The organism is Streptomyces sp. NPDC002209 (assembly GCF_042890265.1).
In the GTDB taxonomy this organism is placed as follows: domain Bacteria; phylum Actinomycetota; class Actinomycetes; order Streptomycetales; family Streptomycetaceae; genus Streptomyces.
This window is the reverse complement of sequence record NZ_JBIARX010000008.1, coordinates 196159-210011: the sequence shown is the minus strand read 5'-3', so window position 1 is coordinate 210011 and position 13853 is coordinate 196159. Positions and strand designations below refer to the sequence as shown.

The 13853-nt window shown below is 70.7% G+C and carries 17 protein-coding genes; 5 read left to right on the top strand and 12 right to left on the bottom strand.

Going from position 1 to position 13853, the window contains the following annotated elements:
* Window positions 1–67: 67 nt before the first annotated feature.
* A complete protein-coding gene (locus ACFYXK_RS18385) occupies window positions 68–1234 on the top strand; it encodes a serine hydrolase domain-containing protein (RefSeq protein ID WP_389412019.1) in 1167 nt (388 codons plus the stop codon).
* Here the strand turns inward: ACFYXK_RS18385 and ACFYXK_RS18380 are convergent.
* The 3 genes from ACFYXK_RS18380 to ACFYXK_RS18370 form a co-directional block, all read right to left on the bottom strand.
* A complete protein-coding gene (locus ACFYXK_RS18380; protein WP_389412018.1) occupies window positions 1225–1548 on the bottom strand; it encodes a nuclear transport factor 2 family protein in 324 nt (107 codons plus the stop codon). The two genes, ACFYXK_RS18385 and ACFYXK_RS18380, sit on opposite strands and share 10 nt — an antisense overlap.
* 100 nt (window positions 1549–1648) lie before the next feature.
* The gene (locus tag ACFYXK_RS18375) at window positions 1649–2548 is read right to left on the bottom strand and encodes a polysaccharide deacetylase family protein (protein ID WP_389412118.1); all 900 of its coding nucleotides are present in this window, start codon (window positions 2546–2548) and stop codon (window positions 1649–1651) included.
* A 287-nt stretch (window positions 2549–2835) separates the two neighbouring features.
* Window positions 2836–4419 carry an MDR family MFS transporter gene (locus ACFYXK_RS18370; protein ID WP_389412017.1) on the bottom strand — a complete coding sequence of 528 codons (1584 nt, stop codon included), beginning with the start codon at window positions 4417–4419 and terminating at the stop codon, window positions 2836–2838.
* Window positions 4420–4538: 119 nt separating this feature from the next.
* On the opposite strand from ACFYXK_RS18370, the gene ACFYXK_RS18365 reads away from it, so the two are divergent.
* Together ACFYXK_RS18365 and ACFYXK_RS18360 are read left to right on the top strand one after the other, a co-directional pair.
* Window positions 4539–5117: a TetR/AcrR family transcriptional regulator gene (locus ACFYXK_RS18365; protein WP_389412016.1), complete on the top strand. Its 579-nt coding sequence runs from the start codon at window positions 4539–4541 to the stop codon at window positions 5115–5117.
* A 185-nt stretch (window positions 5118–5302) separates the two neighbouring features.
* Window positions 5303–6316, top strand: coding sequence for a ferritin-like protein (locus tag ACFYXK_RS18360; protein WP_389412015.1), 1014 nt, complete (start codon window positions 5303–5305; stop codon window positions 6314–6316).
* On the opposite strand, the gene ACFYXK_RS18355 is transcribed toward ACFYXK_RS18360, so the two are convergent.
* Together ACFYXK_RS18355 and ACFYXK_RS18350 are read right to left on the bottom strand one after the other, a co-directional pair.
* Window positions 6289–7146 (bottom strand): alpha/beta fold hydrolase, encoded by an 858-nt coding sequence (locus ACFYXK_RS18355; RefSeq protein ID WP_389412014.1) that lies wholly within the window; start codon window positions 7144–7146, stop codon window positions 6289–6291. The genes ACFYXK_RS18360 and ACFYXK_RS18355 overlap by 28 nt on opposite strands.
* A gap of 89 nt (window positions 7147–7235) precedes the next feature.
* Window positions 7236–7661, bottom strand: a complete 426-nt coding sequence (locus ACFYXK_RS18350; protein WP_383505141.1) for a nuclear transport factor 2 family protein — start codon at window positions 7659–7661, stop codon at window positions 7236–7238.
* A gap of 108 nt (window positions 7662–7769) precedes the next feature.
* Here ACFYXK_RS18350 and ACFYXK_RS18345 point away from each other — a divergent pair, with 108 nt between their 5' ends.
* Together ACFYXK_RS18345 and ACFYXK_RS18340 are read left to right on the top strand one after the other, a co-directional pair.
* Window positions 7770–8321: a TetR/AcrR family transcriptional regulator gene (locus ACFYXK_RS18345; RefSeq protein WP_389412013.1), complete on the top strand. Its 552-nt coding sequence runs from the start codon at window positions 7770–7772 to the stop codon at window positions 8319–8321.
* Between the two features lie 44 nt (window positions 8322–8365).
* On the top strand, window positions 8366–8812 hold the full coding sequence (locus tag ACFYXK_RS18340; RefSeq protein ID WP_389412012.1) for a hypothetical protein: 447 nt from the start codon (window positions 8366–8368) through the stop codon (window positions 8810–8812).
* Here the strand turns inward: ACFYXK_RS18340 and ACFYXK_RS18335 are convergent.
* The 7 genes from ACFYXK_RS18335 to ACFYXK_RS18305 all read right to left on the bottom strand — a co-directional run bounded on the left by ACFYXK_RS18335 (window position 8809) and on the right by ACFYXK_RS18305 (window position 13844).
* Window positions 8809–9456: an OmpA family protein gene (locus tag ACFYXK_RS18335; protein ID WP_383505785.1), complete on the bottom strand. Its 648-nt coding sequence runs from the start codon at window positions 9454–9456 to the stop codon at window positions 8809–8811. The genes ACFYXK_RS18340 and ACFYXK_RS18335 overlap by 4 nt on opposite strands.
* Window positions 9457–9461: 5 nt before the next feature.
* Window positions 9462–10043, bottom strand: coding sequence for a hypothetical protein (locus ACFYXK_RS18330; protein WP_389412011.1), 582 nt, complete (start codon window positions 10041–10043; stop codon window positions 9462–9464).
* A 30-nt stretch (window positions 10044–10073) separates the two neighbouring features.
* Entirely contained in the window at window positions 10074–10709 is a 636-nt protein-coding gene (locus ACFYXK_RS18325) for a pilus assembly protein TadG-related protein (protein WP_389412010.1), read from the bottom strand.
* Entirely contained in the window at window positions 10706–10906 is a 201-nt protein-coding gene (locus ACFYXK_RS18320) for a hypothetical protein (protein ID WP_266996757.1), read from the bottom strand. The genes ACFYXK_RS18325 and ACFYXK_RS18320 overlap by 4 nt, the downstream gene beginning before the upstream one ends.
* Window positions 10907–11016: 110 nt before the next feature.
* The gene (locus tag ACFYXK_RS18315; protein ID WP_383505159.1) at window positions 11017–11700 is read right to left on the bottom strand and encodes a response regulator; all 684 of its coding nucleotides are present in this window, start codon (window positions 11698–11700) and stop codon (window positions 11017–11019) included.
* Complete coding sequence (locus ACFYXK_RS18310) at window positions 11700–12947, bottom strand: sensor histidine kinase (protein ID WP_389412009.1); 1248 nt, start codon at window positions 12945–12947, stop codon at window positions 11700–11702. Before ACFYXK_RS18310 ends, ACFYXK_RS18315 begins: the two co-directional genes overlap by 1 nt.
* 3 nt (window positions 12948–12950) lie before the next feature.
* On the bottom strand, window positions 12951–13844 hold the full coding sequence (locus ACFYXK_RS18305; protein WP_053786263.1) for a DUF5936 domain-containing protein: 894 nt from the start codon (window positions 13842–13844) through the stop codon (window positions 12951–12953).
* Window positions 13845–13853 lie beyond the last annotated feature (9 nt).

Here is a 13853-nt window from a genome sequence, read left to right as displayed (position 1 = left end):
GGAATATCGCATGATCATCTTCCGTTCTACCGGGTGAAGCGACGACACCGAGCGGCAGGGAGTCCCGATGAGCGCGAGTGCGGGTGTGAGTACGAACGTGTACGGCACGGTGTCGGCGGGCTGGGAGCCCGTCCGGGAGGAGTTCGAGGCGTTCGTCGCGGCCGAGGCGCACTCCCCCGAGGCCCAGCTGGCGGTGTACCGGGACGGGCGCCGCGTGGTCGACCTGTGGGCCGGCGAGGACACCGGAGCCGACACCCTGACCGGCGTCTACTCGATCACCAAGGGCGCCGCGCACCTGGTGGTGGCGCTGCTCGTGCAGGACGGCGTACTGGAGCTGGAACGCCCGGTCTCGGAGTACTGGCCGCAGTTCACGGGCGGTGGCAAGCAGCGGCTGACGGTGCGCCAGCTGGTCTCGCACCAGGCCGGACTGGTCAACACCGCCGAGGGCTTCGACTACGCGGAGATCGCGGACGACGCGCTGATCGCGGCGCGGCTGGCCGCGCAGGAGCCGTACTGGGAGCCCGGGACGGCGTACGGGTACCACGCCTTCGTGATCGGCGCGCTGATCGGCGAGGTGGTGCGGCGGGCCACCGGTGCGTCCCTCCAGGAGGTGTTCGAGGAGCGGATCCGCGCACCGTACGGGCTGGACCTGTACATGGGCCTGCCGCAGGAGCTGGAGGGCCGCTGGAAGCCGGTCCTGGAGATGCTCCCCACGCCCGAACAGCAGGCGGCGATGGCCGGGGCGGCTCTGCCGGAGCTGCTGCCGGTCGCCTTCAACGTGCACCGGGAGCCTGCGATGGACCTGTTGGAGTACGGGAACCACCCGAAGGTGAAGGCGCTGGGCCCGGCGTCGGCGGGCGGCACCGGAACGGCGCGCGGCGTCGCGGGGATGTACGCGGCCGCGATCAGCGCGGTGGACGGCCGGCCTCCGCTGCTGAAGCCGCAGACGGCGGCCGAGTTCGCGCGGCCCCAGACCCCGGGCGAGGACCGGGTGACCGGCGAGGTGGACCACTTCGGGCTGGGCTTCGAGCGGCAGCACGCGGTGGGCCCGCAGGCCTTCGGGCACTGCGGGGCGTCGGGCGGGCTGGGCTGGGCGGACCCGGGGACGGGGCTCGCGTACGGGTACGTGCGCCGCCGGTTCGCGTTCCCGGGCGGGGCCGCGCCGGAGAACGAGCGTCTGACGGCGGCGGTGCTGCGGGCGGCCGCGGCACCGGGGGCGGCGGCTCAGGCCTGACCGGTCTCGAAGCGGCTGATGCGGCCGTCGCCGGTGACGGTGAACCGCCATGCGGTGCGCATCTCGCCCCACGTGTCGTTGCGGTAGTCGACGACGAGGGCGCGGCCGCCGTCGGACTCGTCCTGGACGTCCATGTACCCGTTGCAGGAGAAGATCTCCTTCTCGGCCCACTGGGTGAGGTCGCGGTCGGAGCCGTCGTCGGACATGGTCGCGCCCTCGGTGAGGACGGCGCGGAAGGCGCTCTGGTCGCCCGCGTTGACGGCGGTGACGAAGGCGCGGACGGTGGGGTCGGACAGCTGGTCCGGAGCGATCACGGGGGCCTCCTGGGCGGTCGTACGGCTGTGTGCGCGACCAGGGAACACCGCGGGCGGCGCCGGGGCTGCGACCTTCACCCGTTCGCCTCCGGACGGCGTGTCAGGGGGCGTCGGGGGCGGTGCGGACGGGGAAGCCGGTGGGGCGGCCCTGGTCCTTCAGCCAGGCCAGTACCTGGTCGAGGGCGGCGACGGTCTGGGTGCGGTTGCCGCCGCCGTCGTGGAAGAGGACGGTCGGGCCGTTGCCTATCTCGGCCTTGACCGCGTTGACGATGGCGGCGACACCGGGCTTCCCGAAGTCCTTGGTGTCGACGTTCCACCCGAGCGGGCGCATCCCGTGTGCGGCGGCGATGCGTCGGCTGTCGGGGGTGAACGCGCCGCCGGGGGCGCGGTAGTACTCCACCCGGGCGCCGCCGCCCGCGGCTTCCTCGATCATCTTCTTCGCGTCCAGGATCTGCTTCTCCTGGTAGTCGACGGGCTTCCTGTCGATGGCCGTGTCGTGGTTCATGGTGTGGTCGCAGAGCCGGTGGCCGCCCGCCACGACCCGCTTGACCAGGTCGGGGTGGGCCTTGGCCTGCGGCCCGATCATGCAGAAGGTCGCCTTCACGTCGTACTTCTTCAGCACCTCGAGGACCTTGGGGGTCCACTGGGGGTCGGGGCCGTCGTCGATGGTGATGTTGACGGCGTTGCCTCCGCTCTCGGAGGCGTGCGCTATGCCGTCGGGTATCTGCGACTGCGGTGCGTCGGCGCCTCCGGCGCCCTGGGCGCCGCCGCTCTTGCCCCCGCCGCCCTTGCCCCCGCCGCCCTTTGCCCCGTCATCCTTTGCCCCGGCGTCCGAACCGCCGCCCGTGCCAGCGGTTTCGGGCTGGCGGGCCGCGTTCTCGGGCCGGCCGGGCCCCGGTTCCACGAGGGCCGTCACCCCCCACACCGTCCCGGCCACTGCGGCGGCCGCGGCCACGACGACCGCCCCGGCCCGGACGCCCTGCCTGTTCGCGCGCGCCATGAAGCCCATGAACCGTCCCCTCCCCATCCGCTCTTGTGTGCGCCCTGCCCTCCAGGACGACCCGCGGAGCGGAGGGGTTCCCGCCAATTCCCCCATAAAGTTCGGCTAATAGGACCTTGGTCCTTGATCGCCCCGATTTGGACCCCACCCGAAACAGGACGCAACCACATCAACCTCCCCCGCATCACCGGCATTCACCGAACCCATGAGTACCCGGCTTCAGCACAGGAAAAAGCCCGGCCCCGGCGGAAATCCGCCGGGGCCGGGCTGGGGAGCGCAGGGCCTCGTCAGTGCGAGAAGGACTCCTGCGGAGCCTGCGCCGCCTTGTCGCCACCCGCGTCGGCGCCCTGGGCCGGGCCCGCGCCCCGAAGCGGGACCTCCTTGACGAACCAGGCGGCCGCGAAGCCCAGTACGGCGATGACCGCACCGAGCAGGAACGCGGAGTGCGTACCGGCGGCGACCGCGTGCTGGTAGGCGTCGCGCACCGCTTCCGGCAGCTTCGCGAGGCTCGCCGCGTCGAGCTGGGCCGAGCCGGCAGCCCGGGCGGCCTGCGGGCCGAGGCGCTCGCTCATGGTGTCCGTGACCCGGCTGGTGAACAGCGAGCCCATCAGGGCCACGCCGAACGAGCCGCCGAGCGTACGGAAGAGGGTGGCCGAAGAGGACGCGACGCCCATGTCCTTCATGTCCACGCTGTTCTGCGCGACCAGCATGGTGATCTGCATCAGGAAGCCGAGGCCGGCTCCGAGGATCGCCATGTAGACGCCCGACATCAGGCGGGTGGTCTCGGTGTCCATCTGCGCGAGCAGGAAGAGCCCCACGACCATGAGCGCGCCGCCCACGATGGGGAAGACCTTGTACTTGCCGCTGCTGGTCGTGACCCGGCCCGCGATCAGCGAGACGACCATCATCGAGAGCAGCATCGGCAGGAGCAGCAGGCCGGAGTTGGTGGCGGAGGCGCCCTGGACCGACTGCTGGAAGAGGGGCAGGTAGAGCACGCCGCCGAACATCGCGAAGCCGACGAGGAAGCCGATGACCGACATGAGCGTGAAGTTGCGGCTGCGGAAGATGTGCAGCGGCATGACGGGCTCGGCAGCCTTGGTCTCGGCGAAGAGGAAGGCGGCGATCGACACGATGCCGACGATGATCAGGCCGATGATCTCCCCGGAGCCCCAGGCGTACTCGGTGCCGCCCCAGGTCGTGACCAGCACGGTCGAGGTGATGGCGACGGTCAGCAGCGCGGCGCCCAGGTAGTCGATCTTGCCCTGGGCCTTCTTCTTGGGCAGGTGCAGGACGGCGCTGACCATGGCGAGCGCGATGGCACCGAGCGGCAGGTTGATGTAGAAGGACCAGCGCCAGCCCATGTGGTCGGTGATGGTGCCGCCCACGAGCGGCCCGCCGATCATGGCGAGGGCCATCACGCCGGCCATCATGCCCTGGTACTTGCCCCGCTCACGGGGCGGGATCAGGTCGCCGATGATCGCCATGACGCCGACCATCAGACCGCCGGCGCCGAGGCCCTGGATGGCGCGGAAGCCGATCAGCTGGCCCATGTCCTGGGCCATGCCGCTGAGCGCGGAGCCGACCAGGAAGATGACGATGGAGGTGAGGAAGGAGCCCTTGCGGCCGTACATGTCGCCGAGCTTGCCCCAGATGGGGGTGGAGGCCGCGGTGGCCAGCGTGTAGGCGGTGACCACCCAGGAGAGGTGTTCCAGGCCGCCGAGCTCGCCCACGATCGTCGGCATCGCGGTGCCGATGATCATGTTGTCGAGCATGGCCAGGAGCATTGCGATCATGAGGGCCATGAGGACGACTCGGACGCTGCGCGGCTTCACCTCCTCGGAGATCTCCGCTGCCTTCGTGTTTAGAGCCATGTCCACTCCCCGTTCACCCACACGCCCCGGACCCTTACTTGCCGCCCGGCCAGTTGACTACACTGGGGAAGGTAGACCCGCCGCTAGCCGGGCGTCAAGTAAGTAGTTTGGGGAGAGCCATGTCCAGCAGCAGTCCGCAGGCGCGCCGTGGCAACACGCGCCAGCGCATCCAGGACGTCGCACTGGAGCTCTTCGCCGAGCAGGGGTACGAGAAGACCTCGCTGCGCGAGATCGCCGAGCGGCTCGAGGTCACGAAGGCGGCGCTGTACTACCACTTCAAGACCAAGGAAGACATCATCATCAGCGTCTTCGAGGACCTGACGAGGCCGATCGACGAGCTGATCGACTGGGCCAAGCAGCAGCCGCCGACGCTGGACATGAAGCGCGAGGTGCTCCGGCGCTACAGCGAGGCGATGGTGGCGGGGGCGCCGCTGTACCGGTTCATGCAGGAGAACCAGGCGACGATGCGGGAGCTGAGCATCGGCGAGACGGTGAAGCGCCGGCTGTTCACGCTCGTCGAGCTGCTCCGCACGCAGGACGGGCCCCTGACGGACCAGGTCCGGTGCGTGAGCGCCCTGTTCACGCTGCACGCGGGGATGATGTTCCTCCAGCACGTGGAGGGCGACCCGGAGGAGACCCGCCTGGCGGCCCTGGAGGTCGCCACGGACCTCATCACACAGGCCCACCAGGCGACCTGAGCCGGAGCGCCGGGGCCGGCGGGGCGGGACCGGGGCCGGGCGGGGTGCGACCGGTCCGGGACATCGAGGCGGGCGGAGCCGATCGTCTGCTGCGCGGCGGGTTGGTGACCGAGAGCGATCCATGATTACTCTGGGTCGCCAAAACGGCATCGCTTGACCCGTCGCTGGAGTGAACGGAGTCCGCCATGGCCACCACCGTCGAACCGACGTCGATCGCCGAGCTGCTCGACGTACCGCCGGAGCACCGAGGGCTCGAGTGGATCCGGAACAGCCTCCAGACGGCCGTGGCCGTCGAGCTGTCCACCCTCCCGCCGTACCTGTGCGCCTACTGGTCCGTCAAAGACCCCGACGAGGAGGCCGCTCAGACCATCAGGAGCGTCATCTTCGACGAGATGTTCCACATGGGCCTGGTGTGCAACATGATCGTCGCGGTCGGCGGTGACCCGCAGATCCTCAAGGCCGCGAGATCGCTGAACTACCCGGGGGAACTCCCGGGGCGCGTACGCCCGGGGCTGGAGGTGTACCTCTCCCGGCTCGACCAGGACTCCGCGAAGATGTTCATGGCCATCGAGAAGCCGGAGCACCCGCTCGCCGAGTTCGACGGCGTGGCGACCATCGGGAAGTTCTACGACGGGATCCGGGACGCCTTCACGGCCGTCCCGAACGTGCCCCTGATGGACACCGCCCGGCAGATGACGTGGGACGTCGGCGGCAACAAGCTCAAGGTCCTCGAGAGCATGAAGGACATCGAGCGCGCGATCGACATCATCAAGGAGCAGGGCGAGGGCACCGACAAGATGCCCAACGACCCCCACGTCGAGGGCGAGCTGGCGCACTACTACAAGTTCGGGGAGATCGCGCACCGGGCACGCCTCAAGCTGGTCAAGCGCGACCCGGACGAGTGGAAGTTCAAGGGCGGCCACGTCAAGGAGCCGGACACCCACTTCATGGCCAAGATGCCGACGCGCTCCTGGGCCGACCCCGTTCCCGAGGCCGACGCCCTCCTCAAGAGCTTCAACAAGACGTACACGCAGATGCTCCGACTGCTCGAGAAGGCGTGGCACGACGGGGACACCGCGGCGCTCGGCAAGTCCTTCGAGGCGATGAAGAACCTTCGGGACGATGCGGTGGCCCTGATGCAGACCAAGCGGCCGAACGAGGGCATCGCCACCTACGGGCCCGAGTTCCTCGTGGTCTGATCGCCCGGCGGCTGCCCCGGGGACCGGATGAAGGCGGTGAGGTCGTCGGCGTACCGGTCGGGGTGGGTGAGGTGGGGGACGTGGCCGTCCCCCACCAGCGTCCGCATCTGCGCACGGCCGCCGAGCGCGGTGGCGAGCTTGCCGACGATCACCGGGAACCACGGCGGGCTCTCGCTGCCGAAGGTCAGCATCGAGGGGCCGGTGTAGCCGGAGAGGCGGGTGAGGTCGAGGCTCGCCCAGTCGGGGTCGCCGTGTTCGTCCGAGAACGTGGGGGCGTTCGCGGTGAACGTCTCGCGGAACGGTTCCGGCAGTTGCTCCCAGCCGCCCGGTCCGATGGCGACGTCGTCCACGAACCGCTGTGCGCCGGCCCGGTCCTCGCCCGCGCGCAGGGCCGCGAGGACTCCGTCGAGGGCGGCCTCCATGGCCTGGAGCACCTGGCGCAGCTCCCGGTCCTCGTCGCCCACGATGCCCATGAGCGGCGGCTCGTGCACGGCCAGGCTGCGCAGCAGCTCGGGGCGGCGGCAGGCGAGGCCGAGCGCGGTCGAGGCCCCGAAGGAGTTCCCGGCCACGTGGGCCGGGGCGCCGAGGGTCTCGATGAGCGACGCGAGGTCGTCCTCGTCCTGCCGCCGACTGCCCTGCCCCGGCGGGCGCTCGCTGCGGCTGTGGCCCCGCCGGTCGTAGACCAGTACGCGGAACGACTCGGCGAGGCGGGGGACGACGAGCTGCCAGTTCTCGTGGTCGACCCACGAACCGTGGACCAGGACCAGCAGTTCGCCCTCGCCCACGACCTCGTAGTAGAGGTCCACGCCGTTCACACGAGCCCGTGCCATACCCGAGTCTCCTCACCTGGGACGCCAGGGGTCCGAGCACCCGCGCAGAGACATACCGCGGTCCGGCGCACGGCACACCTCCCTGCGGGTCAGCAGGTGAGGCGGCGGTCCTCGGGGGTGATCGGGATGTCGTTGATGCTGGCCTCGCGGCGCCGCATCAGCCCGTTGCCGTCGAACTCCCACTGCTCGTTGCCGTGGCTGCGCCACCACTGGCCGGCGGCGTCGTGCCACTCGTACTCGAAGCGGACGGAGATCCGGTTGCCGGTGTACGCCCACAGCTCCTTGCGCAGCCGGTAGTCGAGCTCGCGCTCCCACTTCTCGGCGAGGAACTCCCGGATCTCGTCGCGGCCGCTGAGGAAGCGGTCGCGGTTGCGCCAGAACGAGTTCTCGGTGTAGGCGAGGGCGACGCGCTCGGGGTCGCGGCTGTTCCACGCGTCCTCGGCGGCCTGGACCTTGGCCCGGGCGGTTTCCTCGGTGAAGGGCGGCACGGGCGGGCGTACGGCGGGGTCGGTCATGGGCGCACCTCTGTCGGACGAAGGAACGGAGAACGGTCGTTCTCGACAGGGAAGGACGATAGAGAACGATCGTTCTCCGCGCAAGCGGTTCTGGGCTACGCTGCCTCCATGGACGACGAAGAGGCCCGCACCCGGCTACTGGACGCGGCGGAGGCGCTGTTCTACGCCGAGGGCATCCAGGCCGTCGGCATGGACCGCATCCGCACGGAGTCGGGAGTGCCGCTCAAGCGGCTCTACAAGGTCTTCCCGGCCAAGGAGGCCCTGGTCACGGCCTACCTCGAACGCCGCGACCGCCGCTGGACGGCGAGCCTGCGCGGCGCCGTGGCGGACTGCGCGGATCCGGTCGAGGCCGTCTTCGACTGGCTGGCGCAGTGGTTCTCGGAGCCGGACTTCCGGGGCTGCGCGTTCCTGAACGCGTACGGGGAGCTGGGCACGGGCCCCGCCGGCGTGCTGGACGTCGTACGCCGCCACAAGGCGGAGCTGCGGGAGCTGCTGGCGGAGCTGGCCGGCCCCGGCCGCGAGGACCTCGCGGACCAGCTGCTGATCCTGGTCGAGGGCGCGACGGCGGTGGCGGCCCTGACCCCCGGCCCGGAGCCGGCCCACCGCGCGCGCGAGGCCGCGTCCGCCCTGCTGCTCGCCCGGGAGGGCGGCGTGCGATAGCTTGAACGCGTTCAACTCACTACGAGCAGAGCGCGGGGGCGGCCATGACGGCAACGCGGCCGGACACGGGCGGCGGCGGATCCTGGAAGCGCCGGGTGCGGCCCGTCCACCCCTGGCAGACCAGGATCGCGCTGGCCGCCCTGATCCTCCCGGCGCCGGTCACGCTCGCCTTGCTCGTCGGGGGCGTGCCGGCGTTCCGGCTGGCCGTGACCGTCGTGTTGTTCTCGGTTCCCCTGGTCTTCCGGGCGGACCGAGCGCGGTTCATGACGTCCTGCGTGGTCCTCGGGATCGCACTCGCGGGATGGTCGATCCTCGGCGCGTGGGAAGGCACCTTGATCTTCTTCCCTTCGGCGCTGCTCCTGCTGTGCGCGGCGTTCGCGGATCCGCGCGAGCACCGGGGACCGGCCACGGTCGTGACCGCACTCGCCTGCCTGCTGGCGGTGGTCCCCGGGTTGTTCTTCGTCGGCTGCCTGGCGGGACTCGTCCTCTAGCTGCCGCCGGCGGCGGTGGTGCGGGGGAAGGTGATCTCGACGCGGCGGTTCTTCTTGCGGCCTTCCTCGGTGCCGTTGTCGGCGATCGGGTAGTCCTCGCTGTAGCCGCGGACGTCGTAGATGACGCCGGGGCTGGTGACGGTCTTGGCGAGCTCCGCCTGAACGGCGTCGGCGCGCTGCTTGGAGAGTTCCTTGCCGTGCTCGTAGCTGCCCTGGTCGTCGGTGAACCCGAAGACCCGGACGCGGGTCGCCTTCTGCGTGTTGATCTCGTTGGCGATGGCCTGTATCCGGGCGGCGGCCTGGGCGTTGAAGACGGCGCTGTTCTCGGGGAAGAGCACCTCGGACTGCAGGGCCATCATGACGGACTGGTTGGTCTCCTGCCGCCGCTGCTCACCGCCGAGGTCTTCGACGACCTCGGCGATGTCCAGGACCTTGATCGGCGCCAGGGTTCCGCCCTGGGGGATCTTCAGTCCGGGCGAGCTCGAGTCGATGGGCACGGGAGCGGAGGCCGATGGCTCGGTGCCGGGCGGCACGGACGGCTTGACGTCGTCGGCGTGGGCGCTCGTCGCGCCGATGAAATGGGCCCCGGCGATGAGGAGACCGACGACGGCGGTGGATGCGGAGACGCGGTGGCGTTTATTCATGGGGGTCACCCGGAGATTTTGATGGTGGCCGTGGCGAAGGTGGGGAGGCTGAAGTCGACCTCGGCAGTGTTCGTCGGCGGCGCGGGGAACTGGACGAAGAACGGCAACGACTTGCCGGCTCCGATCGAGTTCACGCCTGTGGTGCACAGGCACCTTCCTTCGGTGTCGCGCAGCACGTAGTAGCGCTTCTTGCCCGCCTTGTCGACCAAGGTGGCCCCGGCAACCGACTCGCCGCTGCCTGTGAGTTCGTTGCCGCGCCAAGCCGTGGTGTGGTTGAAGTCCTTGTCGCCGGTGTTCTTGAGTTGGCCGCTCACCGTGAGGAAGCCGCCTGCGTCGCGCTTTGCCTCGTTGACCTCGAGGACGACCCCGTCTTCGCCGGTTGCCGTGGCGATGACCGCCGGTGGAGCGGAACTCTGCTTCCCGGAGGAGGGTTCCTGCGCGCCCCCCGACGGTTTCGGTGCGGAGGAACTCGCGCCTGCCGGCTTGTCGTCGTTGCCGCCGCCGCATCCGGCCAATGTGAGTGCCAAGGCCGCTGCAACCGCAACGGCCGCTCCCCCGCGGACCTTCACCTTGTACCGCATGCTCATCTACGCCGCTTCCTTGTCTCTCGTTCGCTGTCAGTCGACCAGTCGTACGCTGAAGAGTGCCCTCGCCAGCTGCGACAACGGGCCAGGTTTCGCGGGATCCAACGTGAGGGTCTTCCCGCGGCACTCGAAGACGACACTCCCCACCCCAGGTGAGGGTGACGGACTCGGCGTCGTTGTGGGTGCCGGTGTTGGGGCGGGGGTCGGGGCCGAGCTCAGGGAACAGCGCGGCTCGATCAGGGCCGTGGCTGTGGCCTTGCCCTTTCTGTCGCTGGTCCCTGGTACGACCGACTTCCCGACAGTGCCGTTGGTCTCGACCTTGACGGTGAACTCGGAGGCGGCCGGTTCGCACACTGCAGTGGCATCGTTCAAGGCGGCGAAGTCGACCGCCTTCGCGCAGGCACCGGTTCCCTTGAGGAGATCGCCGTCGACGATTTTCTCCCAGTCGGCAGGTTTGAGATCCAGCAGGTCGAGGCCCAGGAAGACGTTGTCCCTCGCTTCGCGCGCAGCAGCCAGTGCCGCAGCATCTGCTGCCCCCTGGGCATCGCTGCGCGTCGCGCCGGCCATCCCGACCGCCACGAACGCCAACGCGGCGAAGAGCAGAGCGGCAATCGCCACGATGTAGATCGGGAAGGCCTGCCCCCGGTCACCGAATCGATGCGCGATCACTTGCCCGCGGTGATGGCGGTGATCTGGTCCTTGATCTTGTTGGTGATGCTCTGGCCGATGCCCGTTCCTACGATCGCGCCGATGATCACCACGACCACCAGGATGATGCCCAGGTATTCGAAGGCCGTCTGGCCTCGATCGCTCGCGCCCTTGCCCTCGTACCGCTTCCGCATCCTCGCCAGGGTGTTCTGCAACATGGGGGTTCCCTCCCGGGCCGGTGCCGCTGTTGGTTTGCGGACCGTACGGGGAGTCACCGGTGATAACCAAGGGTCCCGGGGCCCAATTACGGACCCACTGCGCACTCCGTCTACCCATGGCCGCTCACCCCTGGACGGGCCGTTCCCAGCCAGCGCGCTATCGCCTCGCTGCGGCTGGTGCTCTGGAGCTTCGCGAAGATGCGGTTGATGTGGTTCTTGACCGTCTTCTCGCTGATGAAGCAGGTGGCCGCGATCTGCTGGTTGCTCATCCCGGACGCGATCAGATCCATGATCTCCACCTCCCTCGAACTCAGGCCGAAGAGAACCGAGTTGTGCACCCGCTCAGGAGAGCGTGCCACAGTTCGTTGCGGTTGCGAAGAGGTCCGTAGGTCTGCCAGGAGTGCGCTCGCCGCCGTCGTCGTGAAGTGGGCCCGGCCCTCGCGGACGTCGCGGACCGCTCGGACCAGGTCCTCCGGTGTGAATTCGCCGTGGACCAGGTACCCGCCCGCGCCCAGGAGGAGGGCTTCCCGGACGATCTCCGACTCCTGGCTGTACGTCAGCATCAGTACGGGCGCCAGCTGTACGAGGTGCGGCAGCGCCGAGATGCCGTCGACGCCCGGCATGCGGACGTCCAGCAGGATCACGTCCGGGGCGTGCCGGCGGGTCAGGCTCAGGGCCTCGCGGCCGTCTGCCGCCTGGGCCACGACCTCCATGTCCCCGGCCGTCGCCAGCAGGGACGCCAGGCCCGCCCGTACCACCGGGTTGTCGTCGGCGATCAGGACGCGGAGCGGCATCACGGGCTCCCCTCCGGGATCAGGGCCGCGAGCGGGAGGTCCAGGCGGACGAGGGTCCCGGGGCCGGACGGCCGGGCTCCGATGTGGAGGCGGGCGCCGATCGCCGCCGCGCGTTCCGTCATGCCGAGCAGGCCGTAGCGGCCCCTGCGGTGCAGGGCGTCCGGCGGGAGGCCGCAGCCGTCGTCCTCGACGGTCAGGGTGAGGTCCCTCGCGTCCGCCGCCGCCGAGACCACCACGTGTGTGGCTCCCGCGTGGCGGCGGGCGTTCTCCAGGGCCTCCGCGGTGATGGACAGGACGTGGTGCGCCACCCCCGGGGCCGCCACCGGGAGGACTCCCGCCGTACGGAGCTCCGCGTCCGTACCGACCAGGCCCAGGAGTTCGGCCGCCAGCGGGACGCCCTCCGCGTCCCCGCGCAGGTCCGCCAGCAGCGCGCGGGATTCCGCCGCCGCCGCTCGGGCCGCGCCGGAGAGGAAGCAGGCCTGGCGGCGCAGGGCTGCCGGGTCCGTCGTGCGGGCGAGGGCGTCCGCCGCCAGGGCCAGGCCGTGCAGGGTCTTCGACACCGAGTCGTGCATCTCGCGGGCCAGGTGGTCCCGTTCGGCGCGCACCGCCTCGGCCGCCGCCAGCCGGGCCCGCGTCTCCGTCAGGGCCTGGCTGGCCGAGCCGAAGCGGAAGAGCAGGTCCCGCAGCGAGGCGCCGGCCGCGCCCGCCAGGAGGCAGAGCACCGGAAGGGTCAGGCCGCCGCCGCCCACGGCCACCACCAGGGCCGCCGCCAGGGCCGCGTGGACCGCCGAGCCGCGCCACCCGTGGACCAGCCCGGCCAGCAGCGGTGTGCACAGCAGGGCGAAGCCGAGGGGCGAGTCGGGTGTCGCCGTGACCAGCAGCAGCCCGCAGAACGCCATGTCCGGCGCCAGCAGCCAGCGGTGGCGCAGCAGCAGCGGCCCGAAGCGCTCCCAGTCGCGGAAGAGCACGTACGAGAGCATGAAGGTGAGCAGGATCGCGCCGCCCACGAGGTACGTCGGACCGCCGCGGGCCGTGCGCCCCAGTGCCAGCGGCGCGCCCAGGCCGATCACCACCATGCGGAACGCGAACACCCGGCGGCACAGGGCCTGGAGGGCGTTGGCCTGGAGGGTGAGGGAGGGCCTGGCCGTGCCCTGCGCCGCGCCCTGCGCCGTGCGCCGCGCCCCGCCCCGCGCGCCCGAGCCGGCCAGGCCGGCCGGGTCGCCCAGGGGGATGTGGAGGACCGCCATGGCTCACCCGCCCCCGAGCATCGCGCCGAAGTCGACGTCCGCGCCGTACACGAAGCCGCAGACCAGCAGGATCAGCGTGCCCGGCAGCATGAACATCGTCACCGCGAACGTGGCCTTCGGGACGGCCCGGGCGGCCCGGCGCCGGGCGTTCTGGGCGTCCGTACGGCGCATGTCCTCGGCGATCGCGATCAGCGTCTCGACGATCGGCGAGCCCAGCTCCTCGCCCTGCTGGAGCGCGGTCACGAACTGCGCCACCTGCTCGGAGTCGTTGCGCGCGCGCAACTCGTCGAAGGCCTGGCGGCGGCTGACGCCCATGTCCATCTGCTGCAGGGTGATCCGGATCTCGTCCGACCAGGGGCCCTCGTACTTGGCGGCCACCCGCTCCAGCGCCTGCCGGAAGCCGAGCCCCGCGCTCACGACGACCGCCAGCACGTCCAGGAAGTCCGGCAGCGTCCGCTCGATGTGGTCGCGGCGGACCCGGATCGCCGACCACAGGCCGACCTCGATCCAGAACAGGCCGAAGGCGACCATCAGCAGGGCCGGTACGAGCTGGCCGTTGATCAGCATCGAGAACGCGCCGAGCGCGCCGAGGAACCCGTACACCGCACGGCGCGCCGCGTACCGGTCGATCGTCAGGCCGGCCGGGTTGCCCGCCAGGTCGATCTGGCGGCGCTTGCGGGCGACCCGGTTCGGGCCCATCAGGCGCAGGACGAGCGGCGCCCAGCGGATGCCCAGCCGGTCGACGGCCGAGCCGACGGCCGTCGTACGGGTGGCGCCGACCTCCAGGGCGAGCGCGAGGTCGCTCGGCAGTTTCGTCTCGGCGCGGTAGAGGCGGATGCCGTGGAAGGCGCCGAAGACCGACACCCCCAGCAGCAGGGCCAGCAGCAGAGCCGTCATGTCCGTCGC

What these genes read in the sequence shown, in the direction of transcription:
- ACFYXK_RS18385 (WP_389412019.1), top strand. Translation starts at nt 68, where the DNA reads ATGAGCGCGAGTGCGGGTGTGAGTACGAACGTGTACGGCACGGTGTCG.
- ACFYXK_RS18375 (WP_389412118.1), bottom strand. Translation starts at nt 2,548, where the DNA reads ATGGCGCGCGCGAACAGGCAGGGCGTCCGGGCCGGGGCGGTCGTCGTG.
- ACFYXK_RS18370 (WP_389412017.1), bottom strand. Translation starts at nt 4,419, where the DNA reads ATGGCTCTAAACACGAAGGCAGCGGAGATCTCCGAGGAGGTGAAGCCG.
- ACFYXK_RS18365 (WP_389412016.1), top strand. Translation starts at nt 4,539, where the DNA reads ATGTCCAGCAGCAGTCCGCAGGCGCGCCGTGGCAACACGCGCCAGCGC.
- ACFYXK_RS18360 (WP_389412015.1), top strand. Translation starts at nt 5,303, where the DNA reads ATGGCCACCACCGTCGAACCGACGTCGATCGCCGAGCTGCTCGACGTA.
- ACFYXK_RS18355 (WP_389412014.1), bottom strand. Translation starts at nt 7,146, where the DNA reads ATGGCACGGGCTCGTGTGAACGGCGTGGACCTCTACTACGAGGTCGTG.
- ACFYXK_RS18350 (WP_383505141.1), bottom strand. Translation starts at nt 7,661, where the DNA reads ATGACCGACCCCGCCGTACGCCCGCCCGTGCCGCCCTTCACCGAGGAA.
- ACFYXK_RS18345 (WP_389412013.1), top strand. Translation starts at nt 7,770, where the DNA reads ATGGACGACGAAGAGGCCCGCACCCGGCTACTGGACGCGGCGGAGGCG.
- ACFYXK_RS18340 (WP_389412012.1), top strand. Translation starts at nt 8,366, where the DNA reads ATGACGGCAACGCGGCCGGACACGGGCGGCGGCGGATCCTGGAAGCGC.
- ACFYXK_RS18335 (WP_383505785.1), bottom strand. Translation starts at nt 9,456, where the DNA reads ATGAATAAACGCCACCGCGTCTCCGCATCCACCGCCGTCGTCGGTCTC.
- ACFYXK_RS18330 (WP_389412011.1), bottom strand. Translation starts at nt 10,043, where the DNA reads ATGAGCATGCGGTACAAGGTGAAGGTCCGCGGGGGAGCGGCCGTTGCG.
- ACFYXK_RS18320 (WP_266996757.1), bottom strand. Translation starts at nt 10,906, where the DNA reads ATGTTGCAGAACACCCTGGCGAGGATGCGGAAGCGGTACGAGGGCAAG.
- ACFYXK_RS18315 (WP_383505159.1), bottom strand. Translation starts at nt 11,700, where the DNA reads ATGCCGCTCCGCGTCCTGATCGCCGACGACAACCCGGTGGTACGGGCG.
- ACFYXK_RS18310 (WP_389412009.1), bottom strand. Translation starts at nt 12,947, where the DNA reads ATGGCGGTCCTCCACATCCCCCTGGGCGACCCGGCCGGCCTGGCCGGC.
- ACFYXK_RS18305 (WP_053786263.1), bottom strand. Translation starts at nt 13,844, where the DNA reads ATGACGGCTCTGCTGCTGGCCCTGCTGCTGGGGGTGTCGGTCTTCGGC.